This window comes from Paracoccus acridae, assembly GCF_014642735.1.
Lineage (GTDB): Bacteria > Pseudomonadota > Alphaproteobacteria > Rhodobacterales > Rhodobacteraceae > Paracoccus > Paracoccus acridae.
The window spans coordinates 1-11,988 of record NZ_BMIV01000035.1; the positions used below are offsets into that span (position 1 = coordinate 1).

An 11,988-nucleotide genomic window follows, 5' to 3' on the forward strand; every position below is an offset into this window, starting at 1 on the left:
AGAAGACTGATCGCGCATCCGCCAACCGTGGATGCCGGAGACGTGTCTATCTATTCTGAATTCGACGGCCTACCCTGCGAAAATCCGTCGCGCATCGACGGCCAATAAGGAACTGACCGATGGCCAAAGGCATGAACAAGCGAAAGCGTGACGAGAAAAAGCCCAAGAAGGAAAAGCCCAAGGTGATCGCCGCGGCACCTAGCACCAAGGGAACAGTGGCAGGTCTTGCTGTGAAGCCAAGCAGATGACGGTTGATGCCGTGCCGCCAGAGGCCGGGCCGGCAAACCATGAAGGCGAGATGGTGATCATGCAGGCGATCCTGAAGAACTGCGCCGCCCTCGGGGTTGCGCCCGAGGAGGCAAAACGCATCGCCATCCGCTCAGTCATGAACCTGCGTCGAACCCAGAGCGTCAGATAAGCCGCAGACGCTCAGTCCTTGTCCGGAGCACCGTGTGAAAGGTTCAGCCGCGCGCTCCGAATCCGGCGCTGTGGGCGCTTCCAAGCAAGGGGGTGGGCGGCGAGAGGCGTTGGGTTTGTAGCTTGCAAATACCGCGCATCAAGACAGCCCGTGTTCCATAACACCCGTCCAACCCCAAACTGGTTTCGCGAACTGAGTAGAAGAAAAAGACCGTTGCGAGCTGCCAATGGCGCCGTCATGAACGTTCCCCTTTAAACGCCGACAATTGCTTTCAAAGGGCCTGCACCGTTGGCGAGGTCACGAAGCATGTCAGGGGCATCGGTAAGACCATATGCGTCTCCGGCAATCCACGACAGGCTTTCTGTCATGCGGCCCATCATGGCTACGGCATCCTCAAAATCAGCCCTGGTATAAACGCGCGTGCCAATCAGCTCGATTTCCCGGAAGGCAATGCGCTGTAGATCGACAGGCAGTGCGCCCTTGTGGATTGATACGATCGCGACCCGCCCGCCAACACGCACATGCTCCAACGCATCGGTGACGGCCTGTTCTGCGCCGGCGCATTCGAAGATCACGTCGAACCCGCTTCTGCCGATTTCGGCAAGGGCCTGCTTGTAAGCAGCGGGGGACACCAGTTTCGCGTCGAACCCGCCTTCCTTCAGACGGTCAATCCTCGTCGCGTTCGTATCAAACAGCTTGACCGACGAGACACCCTCCTGCCTGAGAAATGCTGCGAGAGTGGTCCCGATCGGTCCGGCTCCGATGATGGCGACGGCATCAGTAGGTTTGACGCGGGCGCGTCGGGCGGCATGGACACATACCGCAAGCGGCTCAGCCTGCGCAGCGACTGCTGCAGGAATGTGATCTCCGATCCGGATAAGGTCGGCAGCCGGTATCCTGACCTGTTCGGCCATGCCGCCTGGCTCGTCAATGCCATAAAGGCGAAGGACCTCGCAGATATGAGGCTGTCCCGAGCGACATGTTTCGCACGTCCCGCATGATATCAGCGGGAAGCAAACGACGCGATCTCCTTTGGCAAAGCCCTCCCGATCTTCGGCGATGCGAGCCACGAACTCATGCCCGAGGATCAGGGGTGGTTTTGATCGGGGATGCGCGCCCTTGAAGATGGTCAGGTCCGTGCCGCAAATGCCACAGGCCTCGACGTTCAGCAGCACACCGTCACCCTGAGGCGCGGGAACGTCCTGAACTGCGACGGAGAGGGGATCACAATAAACTACGGCCTTCATCGAAAGCTCCTTCGGAGACAAGCCGGCCGCAATGCGCGACCGGCCTTTGTCAGGTGATGGAATAGCCGCCGTCGACCGGAATGACGGTCCCGGTCATGAAGGCGGCATGGGGGCTGGCCAGGAACAGCGCCAGACCATGCAGGTCCTGCGGGGTGCCCCACCGTCCCATCGCCGTGCGCGAGAGGATCGGGCCTGACCGCGCCGGATCGTCCTGCAGCGCCTGCGTCAGCGGGGTTGCGATCCAGCCAGGCGCGATGGCGTTGACCCTGATCCCGCGCGGGGCATAGGCGATGGCAAGCGACTTCGTCAGCTGAGCGATGCCGCCTTTGGACGCCGAGTATCCCGGCACCAACCCGCCCCCAAAGATGCTGAGCATCGAGGCGATGTTGATGATCGACCCCTGCGAGCGCTCCAGAAGGGGCGCTGCCGCCTCGCAGACGCGCATCGATCCAGTCAGGTTGATGTCCACGACTTGCGCAAAGACGTCCGCGTCCAGTTCCTCGCCCCGGCGAATGACGCCTGCGCAGTTCACCACCACGTCGAGGCTGTCAAAGCCGGTGACGAAGTCGCGCACGCCCTGGGTGTCACGCACGTCCAACAACCGGAAGACAACATCCGATGCGGTTTCACGCGCGGCTTGCAGCTCCTTCTCAGTCGCTGCCGTTGCAACCACGTCGGCGCCTGCCTCGGAGAAGGCATCGGCAATGGCCCTGCCGATGCCCCCCGTGCCACCGGTCACAAGGACCTTGCGACCCTTCAACCAGCCTGAGGCCCAATCAGCGGATGAACTGATCGACATAGTCCGCCCCCAGTCCCACCTTCTCGTAATGCGCGCGGCACATGTCGATCTTGGTGAAGACGTCTTCGTAGCCGATCTGCTTGTTCTGCTTGTCCAGATAGATCATGCAGCCCGAGATGTTGAAGAACGTGATCATCTCCTCGCAGTCTTCCGGCACGTTCAGGGTGTGGATCTCACCCGGCGGCTCGTAGACGAACGATCCTTCCTCGGCGACCCAGTCATGTTCGAAGTAGTGCCACTTTCCCTTGAGAACCATGCCGAAGACCGGCGCGGGATGAAGGTGGCGGGACAGGATGCCAGAGCGCGTGACCTTCAACAGGTTGCACCACTGTCCGCTGAGGGTGTTGAGAAACATCGGGCGGAAGAAGACGTTCGGGGCTTGGGGGACCCAGACACGCTCGTCCTCGGGGATCGCCTTCAGCGCGATCTCCTTCGGGGCAAGCATGTGGGTTGAGCCCTGCATATTGGCATACATGCGTCAGTTTCCTTTCTGTATCAGGATAGGGGAGTGTCGGTTGCCGGGTCCCGAGCGGTACGCCGGCGCAGAACGCCGATGAGCGGAAAGAACCAGACAATCAGCGTGATGATTGCCAGGGCGGCGGCCACCGGTCGGTTGACAAACATCATCATGTTGCCGTCCGCCTTGATGATCGAGGACATGAAGTTCTGCTCGACCACCTGACCCAGGACCAAGCCCAGGATAAGCGGAGCTGTCGGATAGTCGTTCTCGTTCATGACCCAGACCAGAAGGCCGGTCGCGAGCACGATCCAGAGCTCGAAGATGTTGTTTGAGACAGCATAGGCCCCGAACATGCACAGCAGCATGATGACGGGATAAAGCACCTCGTCACGCAGCGAGATCGCGAACCGACCCATGTAGATCGCGAGGATCGCGAAGGGGACGAGCAGCAGGTTCGAGATCAGGAAGATGATGTAGAGTGCGTTGACCATGTCGGCCGACTGCGAGAACACCAGCGGTCCCGGCTGGATCCCCTTCAGGATCAGCACGCCCACCACGATCGCGGTAATCGAGTCGCCTGGGATGCCGAAGACCAGTGTCGGCACATAGGAACCCGACAAGGCAGCGTTATTGGCTGACGACGCGCCCGCCACACCCTCGACCGAGCCGCGCCCGAACTGTTCGGGGTTCTTCGAGAACCGCTTCGAGACCGCATAGGCAACCCAGGCAGCAATGTCCGCCCCCGCTCCCGGCAACACCCCGATGAGGGTGCCAAGGACACCACCGCGGGTAATCGACTTGCGCTGCTGCCAGATGGTCTTTGCCGCCGGCATGGGGCGGCCGCTGACATCCAGGCGGACCTCCAGACGCTGGCCCGTAAACACCGACGCGCGGCGCATCAGTTCCGCAAAGGCAAAAGCCCCGATCATCACGGAGATGAAGCCAATGCCGCCTTGCAGGTTCATGTTGCCGAAGGTGTAGCGCTGGATGCCGGTGACGAAGTCCAGGCCCACCACGGCCATGAACAGGCCGAGCATCAAAGAGATGCCACCTTTCAGTGCATCATCCCCTGCGACAAGGGTGGCGCAGGACAGGCCCAGCAGGGCAAGCCAAAAGTATTCGAAGCTGGAGAAGTTCAGCGCAAAGTCGGCAAGAAGGGGGGCGCACAGGATCAGCGCGATGGTGCCGATGATCCCGCCCAGCACCGAGGCCACAGCCGACATGCCCAGGGCATCACCGACGCGACCCGCCTTCACCAGGTCATTCATGTCGTTGGTATAGGCAGCCGAAGAGGGCGTTCCGGGAATGCGGAGGAACGCGCCGGGGACATCTCCGGCAAAAATCGACATGGCCGAGCAGGTGATGATCGTCGCGAGTGCGGCCACCGGGCTCATGGTGAAGGTGACCGGCACGAGAAGGGCCACGGCCATTGTCGCGCTGAGACCCGGGATCATCCCCACGAACAGTCCGAAGAGGGCAGACACGACGATGGTCAGGATGACCTCGGTCTGGAACACCAGATCGAGACCGGCAATGAAGGCATCCATTACAGCAATCCCTCGATCAGGCCGTAGGGCAGGGGAATTCCCAGCAGCTCGCTGAAGGCAAGCGGAATGGCCGTGCCCGCAACCAGCCCCATGGCAACTGCGGGCAAGGGCTTCAGACCATAGATCATGCAGTGAACGATCATGATCGGAACAGCGACGGCAATTGTTCCATAGGTTGGCGCAGTGAGAGCGAAGACGACGATCGCCAAGGGCAGATATGCCATCAAGGCCATCCGGCGCGGCTTTCCAAGCCATTCAGGCATGGTGAAATCGGCCGCGTTCCGGAGGCCACGAAGTGCGATTGCCGCACCCATCAGGGCCATCGCGGCCCCGATGATTGTCGGAAAAAGGCGAGGGGATGCAGCGCCCGCCGGAACGGGAAACCCGCGAGCGATGAGGGCAATGGCTAGGCCGAATGCGGCGAAAGCCAGGCCCGTCCAGAAATCCGGCAGGCGCATGGGATCACTCCTGACGCTGGGCCAGGCCCAGGTCATTCATGATCTCACCAACCGAAGTATGCTGGCTGGCAAGAAAGGCCTCGAACTCTTCAGGATTGTAGGCCGCAGCCCCGAACCCTTTATCGTTCATGAAGGTCGTGAACTCCTCCGAGGTGGCCACGGCTTGAACGGCTGCGGCAAGCTTTTCGGCAACCTCCGCTTCAAGACCCTGGGGGCCAACAACGCCGCGCCAGGTCCCGCCAGAGAATTCCACGCCCGTCGCTTCCGTTGCGGTGGGAACATCCGGAAATGCCGCAAGACGTTCTTCGGCAAGCACGGCGATGGGCCGCGACCGCTCCGCCTGCATCATCGAGAGCCCCTCGGGCAGAGAGGACGGAATGATCTGCACGCCACCTGAAGCCAGTTCCTGGAAACCAGGTGCCGCACCCTGTGACGGGACATGGGTCACCAGCATGGGGTCGACGCCATTGGCCTTCAGAAGCCCCGCAAAGGCCAGGTGATAGGCGGCACCTGCGCCCATGCCGGAGGTCTTGTAGGTGCCGGCTGGCTGGGACTTGATCGCCTCAAGGGCGGCAGGCAGGTCCTGCCACTCGGAGTCGGCGGCAACATGGAAGGCACTGGGGTCGAAGTTCACCAGGCCGATCGGGTTGAAGTCGGTCGCCTTGAACTGGGCATTGCCGGCCCAATAGTAGCTTGCGATTTCCGCGCTGGCAAAGCCGATGGTATAGCCGTCAGGCCGGGTCGTCAGCATTTCGGAATGCCCGATCACGCCACCGCCGCCTGGCTTGTTCACCACGTTGACCGTGACGCCAAGTTCCTTTTCCAGCCCGGCCGCAACCACACGTGCAATGGCATCTGTGCCGCCACCGGCATTCCAGGCCACGATCATGGTGATCGGGCGCTCCGGGTATTCGGCAATGGCAGTTCCAGCGCTGACAGCGATACCCGCTGCAGCGATCATCAGTTTCTTCATCAAGATTGTCTTCTCCTCCAGTAGTGTGCGGTTCCTGACCGCCCTGCGGCTATTCGATCAAGCCGGCATCCTTCATTCGTGTTGTGGTGAACCCGATCGTATCGGTCATTGCCTTGAACGCCCCTTCAGGGTCATGGCGGCGAATGGCCTCCACGACAGCCAGGTGGTTCGACAGGTTCGCCCGAAAGTTCTCCATGTGATTTGCCGTCACGGAGAAGAGGACCCCCAGCACCGAATCAAGCGCAGCGTCAAAGGCTTCCAGGATAGGATTTCCGGTAGCCTGCAAGATCGCGAGGTGAAACTGCCGGTCGGCCGAGACGGCTGCCTCGGCATCGCCACGCTCGGCTGCGTCTTCCATGCGGGCAAAGGCGGTCTCGATGCCGATGATCTGCATACGGGTGGCACGGCGCGCCACCAAGGCCGCCGAGGAAGGCTCGAAGATCAGTCGGGCCTCATCAATCGCACCCAGCAACTCCGTCTGATGCACCTTGCCTGCCATGATCCAGCGCATGGTCTCGCGGCTCAACATGCTCCATTTCGACTTGGGGTTGACCACCGTTCCCCGACGCGGGGCGGTTTCGACCATGCCGAGCGCGACAAGGGAACGGATTGCCTCGCGGACGGACGATCGGCCAACTCCGAAGGCTTCCATCAGTTCGGGTTCAGTGGGGATACTCGCCCCTTCAGGATATTTGCCGGACGCGATGGCCAGCCCGATCGAATCAAGGACGCTGTCCATAACGCCTGTTCTGGTCTGGTCAGAGATCAACGTAAGATCCTTAAGCGCTTTATTCGTCAGATGAATGACCGAAGACTTGCCGCTGGTCAAGTGTGGGATCGATAACAATTGGGGGTCATTGTAGTGGACAACTCCGCTTGAAAGTGGCTTTGGGGTACCGGAAATTGCGCCCGTCACCCAGGCCGCGTCGAGGTGCAGGTGCCGGATGCCACTCCGCTTTCTTCCTCCAAGGTGATGAACATGACGTTCTTGGCCGATCCGGCTGTTGGCGGACCAGTATTAGGCTGGCTGTCGTGCGCTCAACGGCGGTCGCGGCTCCACATGGCCTCGGCGCAGGTGAGAATTGTCTTGCCCCCATTTCACCGGATACTCAGGCTGTTGAGATTCGAGCTGCAATGAACTCACGGGGCGAGCGCATCTTCAGCCCTGAGTGTGGGTGGTGGTCGTTGAAATCCTCGATCCAGCTTCCGATCAACCCAAGGACGGTGTCGGCATCAGGCAGCAACGTCACTTGGATATAGTCAAGCTTGAGCCTCTTCACGAATGCCTCCGAGATGCCGTTGCTCTGCGGGCTGTGGATTGTGCGATTCAGGGCTTCAGCCCGAGTTGTAGGGCGAAGATCTGGGTATCCTTTGCGACGTAAGGCGGCCCATTCTCGGCCAGCATCTCATTTGTCTCTGGAAGGCGATCCGGAAGTTCTTGACGCAGCACTCCAAGATGGGGAACCCTCAGCACTGAGAGCACGAACGACTGAAGATAGGAATTTCAAGGGTCTGGCGGATGCAACCCCGCATGCTGCCTCCCTGATCGAAGGGACGCGCAATTTTGGTTATACGCTCGAGACGGCGATGGCCGATGTCATCGACAACTCGATCACTGCCGGAGCAAAGACGGTCCATACAGACTATCAAGGCAGCCAGGCAGCGCCGGATTTGCAGGGGCACCTCATTTTCCAAGCCCACCTGCCCAGTTCGGCGGGCTTTTCAGGCGCCGTCAAGAACAACTGGCCTGCCTCTCAGGTCAAGATGTGCTCTGAAATGGATGCAGAGGGCTCCGCTAACGAAGACCGGCACTTTCATGCGCTTTTGTGCACTATCACCCCTGTAAGGTTGCCTCCAAGAAGGTTGCCTCCAAGAAGGGCAGAAGCTGCTGTTTCTACCGCAATCTTTACCCCAAGAATTAAGATTGTCCCTCCCCGGCCCTGTTACGTGCCGGGGCTTTTTCCATTTTCTGGACAGACTCATCGGCGGCATGTCATCATCGGTTCGTCGGCCCTCGCCCGACAGGCCCCACCACCAAGTTACCATCTGGCGGGGCCACATGAACTCACCGCACCTTAGTACTAGCCCTGGTTGGACTTCTGATACGCTGGACAGCCTCCCCGGCAGGATGGCACCTTTGCTGTGTCGGCCCCGAACCCGACAGGCCCCGCCGCACCCGCGTACCCTCGGCGGGGCCATCCCACTTCACCGATCCGCCTGCAGCCCGCCGGATCAAGCGGGCTTTTTGTCTGCCCGAGGCAGTCTTTAGCCTTTTCTTAACTCCATTGGTCCAAACCATATGAAAAATAAGTGAGGCCCTGATGAGCTACCGCGTAACCAGCTATGAAGCCCTGCATACCAACCTGTCGGCAGCCGGAACCACACTGATGCTCTGCCGCGCGAACATCGGGCGGATCGACCTGTCAGACGAAGAGAAGGCGGACACCTTGTGGCGGATCGATCGTCAGATTGCAGAGCTTGAAGCCATGCGCCTGGAACTGACCCGCCCTGCGACCCACAAACGAAGCTCTCCAACGCTGCGTAAGTCCCACCTTAGGCCGATTGCCTAAGTTCGGGCGCCCTTTGGAGGGATGCTCGCTGATCGGCTACTTCGAAGCATCTTGGAGGGGAGCTAAGGAAGGGCCGCTTAAGCCAGACGCGAAAGGCCCTTACGACCGTGCCGGTTGCAAGAGCCTCCCATGAGGGACGTGCGCTTGCCCTCACAGCATCGCTTATCAAATATTAGTTGATCCGTTTCCACCAAAATAGAAATGCCCCACCCGAGTTGCGCACGTGGTGAAGCCTCCCGCACTGATGCGGTAACAAAAAATGTCCTAGCGCAGGAGGCTTGTCTACTTGTCTGAAAACGCCCCGCTGGGGCAAAGCGGGGCGCTACTCGTTACCATAGCCCCATCGTCGTGGGGTGGGGTAATGGCAACGTTAACCAAAAGCTCAGTGCTGGCTACATGACATTAGTTAACCCCCGGCGTGTCGTGGCGCCGGGGGTCGCGAGACGTGGTTGAGTGCCTGTGGCTGCCTGCAATTTCAGGTAATGCAACTTTTAGGCGTTTGTAAACAGATTATTGATCTCGTTGGTAAAATTTAAGCATTAGCTGCAAAGGTAGACGCGACCTCTGGTCCAATAAACTTATCAACTTGCTCCTGAACCTGAACCTAGTGCCACTTCTGAAACGATTTTTGACCGCCGCATTCCCCGCAGCCATCTGGGCGGCTGCGGGGGTGGTTTATCTTCTGGCCGATTGCAAAGAGTCTGGCGATGCTATGGCGGCTTTAGTGCCCGAGGCTATCTGAAGTCTGACCTGCGATTGGTCGCCTACTTCCTCTCCCATGTGTCGCCTATGAAATCGCAGAATCGCAAGTATCGCAGCCCTACCTGCGTTTTCTGGAGCTTGCTTGCGAGGGGCGGCCTGAGTGCCGCCCCTGTCCTGGCGCCAGCCTGCCGGTGACAGGACAGGGGAAACAGAGGCAAAAAAGAAGACCCCCGCGGCGCGGGGCCAAGTGAACCTTCGTCGCTGAGGGAATGGGAATGTCAGTCGGGTACAGCCTGCTTCGGCCTCCCGCCTCCACTCCCAAGGTCGGGCCAGTGCACGGCTGGACAACCGGGCTATCCGCAAGCGATCGCCACCCAGAGGGCCGAGACTGGACCGCTGGACCGACTATTGTGGCCCTGCGCAGGCTGGCTTGGGACGAGACAGACAGCGCGGGAAAAGCCGTAAAGGAGGGGCAGGGGTCCAGGCTATAGGCGAAGGCCGGCACAAGCCGGACGCAGCCTAGAGCGAGGTCCCGGTATAAGCCGGGATGCGGCAAGATCCTGCTGAGCCAGTGGAGGCATGAAGCCCATATGGATGCCGCAACGTTTTTGTACGGACCAATTGTGTTGGGACGCTGTGATGGTCAAAAGCTCCCAGCCTGACCAGAAGGAACAAAGACCCCATGCAACTGACCAGGCTCGTCTATGCATCACACCATGGTGGAACCTCCGAAGAGGCCCTCCGCGACATCTTCGACAGGTCATGCAAGAACAATGCGAACGACGGCATCACGGGCCTGCTCATCGCCGGCGATGAGGACTTCCTACAGCTTCTGGAGGGGGGCAGAACAGCAGTTGCCGAGTGCATGATGCGGATCATGAAGGATGATCGGCATCAAAGGATCCGCGTCCTGCTTGCCGGGGAGAGCGAGTCTCGGCTGTTCTCCCAATGGAGCATGCGCTGCTTGAGGGCGGCAGAGATCCCGCTGGAGATCCAGGATCGCTATTGGGTAAACGGCGTATTCGACCCCGTGCAACTTCCCCAAGCCAAGATTGAAGGGCTGTGCCTCGCGCTATCAGAGGACAACAGCGACAAGACCCCAGAAATGACAGGGTAGCCCAGGGTAGCTTGCGCTTTCAGAAGAAGAACCATGAATATCTTGAACACCACCTTGGCGGTCTTGGCCTTGCTTGGACCCAGCCTCGCGCAAGCGGAAGCGCCGCAAGCTAAATCGCCTCTCGCCAATGCGACGGAAACAGTGGCCGAACTGCGAGACCTCTACGATGAGGCCGATGACACGTGTCGCGTTCCCGGAAGTCAGGAAGCAAAAACAGTCGTGGCCTGCATGGCACGCGCCATTTACGGGCAGGCGCTGAATGAGAAAGGCTGGTGCTGGGGCAGGGACGATCAGCCCAATGCCGAGATGCAGTGGCACGAATGCACGCCAACCTCGCTGAGATACACGCCGCTGGACCTGCCGGGCTTCTGAGCAACACCGCCTCAGCGGTGAAGTCGAAGGCCATCCTTATCATCCTTGTCTCTAGACCCGCACAGTCGCCAACTCGCTGATCCCGGTGATATAGCGGGGCGAACAGTGATCGGCGCGCAAGCGCCATTCACCGGCGAAACCTTCGCGCGCCGGCACCATCGTCTTCTTGCCGAGATGGTCGTTGATCGCATCGAGCACGTCCGTGATCCGGTACAGGTTGGCTCGCGTCCTGCATGGATAGCTGGATCTTCCAGCCGGGCGGCAAAGCACTTGGGAACATGAAAACAACACAGGTGCCGCCCGGCTGATAAGCCTCTTTTGTCTGAAGATGACGTTGACGGCAACTTGTCCATTTGGACAACACATTGGAGCTTATTTTTCTCTAAGTAGATGGAACTATTGCCGTCCGAAACGTCCTTTCATTATATGCAACCCCAGAACACGAAAGTGTCTGTCTGAATACAACGGAAGGATGTGCGCTGATGGGCATCATTGATCCCAACATCATCGCGTTCCTGCAGAACTACAGGCAGGCGCAGCAAGGCAACGCGTGCGAGGTGCAACGATCCTTGGGATCGGTTCTCGTGGACTCGCTGCGCCGATCCATGATGACCGCTCCGGTCCTTGAGCCGGCTGCAGCCTAGTGGGCCCGCATCTGGCAGTCGCAGGTCAGGGACTTGCTGGCGGACTATCGAATGGATGGAAACAAGTGACAGACAAACAGGGTCCTGCCGATCCCGCCCTGCGGGGCTATGAAGCCTCCGTCCAGGACTATACGGAAGCTCACCTTCACCTGTGGGTCAGCGCCTGTCTTGGTGACGGCGTGCAGGAGCTGGACACGATGATCGTGACTGCGCCAGACAGCTTGAGATCACAGTTTCGCTGCTATGACGTCATGGCCGATGAGATCGAGATCGTCGTTCAACGCATCTGGAGGGACATCGCAAGAATGCGGATGCGGAGAGGCCACTAACCTTGCAATCAGGCATACTGCGCCAGCCATTCGCTTGAGCCACTTCCCACGGCACCGGTCTGGGATAGGCTGCAAAAAAGCTGCCGTGCCCTCAGGCCGTCTTGCCGATAAGCGAAGTGCAGCCTATTTCGGCAAGATGCAGGCCCCTGCATTCTCGCTGCCTTAACAAATTGGCTTATGAAATCGTATATCAAACGACAGCATGGCAAACCGCGCTCCCCGCAGCAACAGCGGGGTTTAGGCAATGGTGTCTTCGAGAGCACGAGCGCGAAGGGCAAGATCCGGGGGACCGCCCAACAGCTCGTCGAGCGCTATCGTCAGTTCGCGGAAGAAGCGCGGCTTGCAAATGACC

At 59.7% G+C, this 11,988-nt stretch carries 16 protein-coding genes and 1 pseudogene; 8 read left to right on the forward strand and 9 right to left on the reverse strand.

Features of this window, described 5'->3' with window-relative positions; genetic code table 11:
• The first annotated feature begins 119 nt into the window (after positions 1–119).
• Positions 120–248 (forward strand): hypothetical protein, encoded by a 129-nt coding sequence (locus IEX25_RS20375; RefSeq protein WP_268236168.1) that lies wholly within the window; start codon positions 120–122, stop codon positions 246–248.
• Positions 245–418 (forward strand): hypothetical protein, encoded by a 174-nt coding sequence (locus IEX25_RS18940; protein ID WP_188717241.1) that lies wholly within the window; start codon positions 245–247, stop codon positions 416–418. The genes IEX25_RS20375 and IEX25_RS18940 overlap by 4 nt, the downstream gene beginning before the upstream one ends.
• Before the next feature lie 251 nt (positions 419–669).
• On the opposite strand, the gene IEX25_RS18945 is transcribed toward IEX25_RS18940, so the two are convergent.
• The 8 genes and pseudogenes from IEX25_RS18945 to IEX25_RS18980 form a co-directional block, all read right to left on the reverse strand.
• Positions 670–1,665 carry a zinc-dependent alcohol dehydrogenase gene (locus tag IEX25_RS18945; protein WP_188717243.1) on the reverse strand — a complete coding sequence of 332 codons (996 nt, stop codon included), beginning with the start codon at positions 1,663–1,665 and terminating at the stop codon, positions 670–672.
• 49 nt (positions 1,666–1,714) lie between these two features.
• Positions 1,715–2,404, reverse strand: coding sequence for an SDR family NAD(P)-dependent oxidoreductase (locus tag IEX25_RS18950; RefSeq protein ID WP_229665472.1), 690 nt, complete (start codon positions 2,402–2,404; stop codon positions 1,715–1,717).
• 37 nt (positions 2,405–2,441) lie between these two features.
• Positions 2,442–2,909 (reverse strand): 2,4'-dihydroxyacetophenone dioxygenase family protein, encoded by a 468-nt coding sequence (locus IEX25_RS18955; RefSeq protein WP_229665473.1) that lies wholly within the window; start codon positions 2,907–2,909, stop codon positions 2,442–2,444.
• A gap of 50 nt (positions 2,910–2,959) precedes the next feature.
• Positions 2,960–4,471 carry a tripartite tricarboxylate transporter permease gene (locus IEX25_RS18960; protein ID WP_188717245.1) on the reverse strand — a complete coding sequence of 504 codons (1,512 nt, stop codon included), beginning with the start codon at positions 4,469–4,471 and terminating at the stop codon, positions 2,960–2,962.
• Positions 4,471–4,929 (reverse strand): tripartite tricarboxylate transporter TctB family protein, encoded by a 459-nt coding sequence (locus tag IEX25_RS18965; protein WP_188717246.1) that lies wholly within the window; start codon positions 4,927–4,929, stop codon positions 4,471–4,473. Before IEX25_RS18965 ends, IEX25_RS18960 begins: the two co-directional genes overlap by 1 nt.
• Positions 4,930–4,933: 4 nt before the next feature.
• A complete protein-coding gene (locus IEX25_RS18970) occupies positions 4,934–5,902 on the reverse strand; it encodes a tripartite tricarboxylate transporter substrate binding protein (RefSeq protein WP_188717247.1) in 969 nt (322 codons plus the stop codon).
• Positions 5,903–5,951: 49 nt separating this feature from the next.
• Positions 5,952–6,731, reverse strand: coding sequence for a FadR/GntR family transcriptional regulator (locus IEX25_RS18975; protein WP_188717248.1), 780 nt, complete (start codon positions 6,729–6,731; stop codon positions 5,952–5,954).
• A gap of 280 nt (positions 6,732–7,011) precedes the next feature.
• Positions 7,012–7,328, reverse strand: a pseudogene (locus tag IEX25_RS18980) (integrase core domain-containing protein); the annotation flags it as partial.
• Between the two features lie 895 nt (positions 7,329–8,223).
• Between IEX25_RS18980 and IEX25_RS18985 the strand changes: the two are divergent.
• From IEX25_RS18985 to IEX25_RS18995, 3 genes are all read left to right on the forward strand, one after another.
• A complete protein-coding gene (locus tag IEX25_RS18985; RefSeq protein WP_188717249.1) occupies positions 8,224–8,472 on the forward strand; it encodes a hypothetical protein in 249 nt (82 codons plus the stop codon).
• Between the two features lie 1,384 nt (positions 8,473–9,856).
• On the forward strand, positions 9,857–10,291 hold the full coding sequence (locus IEX25_RS18990) for a BLUF domain-containing protein (protein WP_188717250.1): 435 nt from the start codon (positions 9,857–9,859) through the stop codon (positions 10,289–10,291).
• A gap of 33 nt (positions 10,292–10,324) precedes the next feature.
• Positions 10,325–10,663 carry a hypothetical protein gene (locus IEX25_RS18995; protein ID WP_103175095.1) on the forward strand — a complete coding sequence of 113 codons (339 nt, stop codon included), beginning with the start codon at positions 10,325–10,327 and terminating at the stop codon, positions 10,661–10,663.
• A 51-nt stretch (positions 10,664–10,714) separates the two neighbouring features.
• On the opposite strand, the gene IEX25_RS20225 is transcribed toward IEX25_RS18995, so the two are convergent.
• Positions 10,715–10,861, reverse strand: coding sequence for a DUF4113 domain-containing protein (locus tag IEX25_RS20225; protein WP_229665475.1), 147 nt, complete (start codon positions 10,859–10,861; stop codon positions 10,715–10,717).
• Positions 10,862–11,145: 284 nt separating this feature from the next.
• Between IEX25_RS20225 and IEX25_RS19005 the strand changes: the two genes are divergently transcribed.
• The 3 genes from IEX25_RS19005 to IEX25_RS20480 all read left to right on the forward strand — a co-directional run.
• Positions 11,146–11,307 carry a hypothetical protein gene (locus tag IEX25_RS19005; protein WP_158248119.1) on the forward strand — a complete coding sequence of 54 codons (162 nt, stop codon included), beginning with the start codon at positions 11,146–11,148 and terminating at the stop codon, positions 11,305–11,307.
• Positions 11,308–11,372: 65 nt separating this feature from the next.
• Positions 11,373–11,636, forward strand: a complete 264-nt coding sequence (locus tag IEX25_RS19010; protein WP_188717253.1) for a hypothetical protein — start codon at positions 11,373–11,375, stop codon at positions 11,634–11,636.
• 177 nt (positions 11,637–11,813) lie between these two features.
• Positions 11,814–11,988 (forward strand): DUF4167 domain-containing protein (locus tag IEX25_RS20480; protein WP_188717254.1); only part of this gene is annotated, 175 nt, incomplete at its 3' end.

Excerpts from the sequence above, each read along its gene's own strand:
- IEX25_RS20375 (WP_268236168.1), top strand. The coding sequence starts at position 120 with ATGGCCAAAGGCATGAACAAGCGAAAGCGTGACGAGAAAAAGCCCAAG.
- IEX25_RS18940 (WP_188717241.1), top strand. The coding sequence starts at position 245 with ATGACGGTTGATGCCGTGCCGCCAGAGGCCGGGCCGGCAAACCATGAA.
- IEX25_RS18990 (WP_188717250.1), top strand. The coding sequence starts at position 9,857 with ATGCAACTGACCAGGCTCGTCTATGCATCACACCATGGTGGAACCTCC.
- IEX25_RS18995 (WP_103175095.1), top strand. The coding sequence starts at position 10,325 with ATGAATATCTTGAACACCACCTTGGCGGTCTTGGCCTTGCTTGGACCC.
- IEX25_RS18960 (WP_188717245.1), bottom strand. The coding sequence starts at position 4,471 with ATGGATGCCTTCATTGCCGGTCTCGATCTGGTGTTCCAGACCGAGGTC.
- IEX25_RS18970 (WP_188717247.1), bottom strand. The coding sequence starts at position 5,902 with ATGAAGAAACTGATGATCGCTGCAGCGGGTATCGCTGTCAGCGCTGGA.
- IEX25_RS18945 (WP_188717243.1), bottom strand. The coding sequence starts at position 1,665 with ATGAAGGCCGTAGTTTATTGTGATCCCCTCTCCGTCGCAGTTCAGGAC.
- IEX25_RS19005 (WP_158248119.1), top strand. The coding sequence starts at position 11,146 with ATGGGCATCATTGATCCCAACATCATCGCGTTCCTGCAGAACTACAGG.
- IEX25_RS18955 (WP_229665473.1), bottom strand. The coding sequence starts at position 2,909 with ATGCTTGCCCCGAAGGAGATCGCGCTGAAGGCGATCCCCGAGGACGAG.
- IEX25_RS18965 (WP_188717246.1), bottom strand. The coding sequence starts at position 4,929 with ATGCGCCTGCCGGATTTCTGGACGGGCCTGGCTTTCGCCGCATTCGGC.
- IEX25_RS18985 (WP_188717249.1), top strand. The coding sequence starts at position 8,224 with ATGAGCTACCGCGTAACCAGCTATGAAGCCCTGCATACCAACCTGTCG.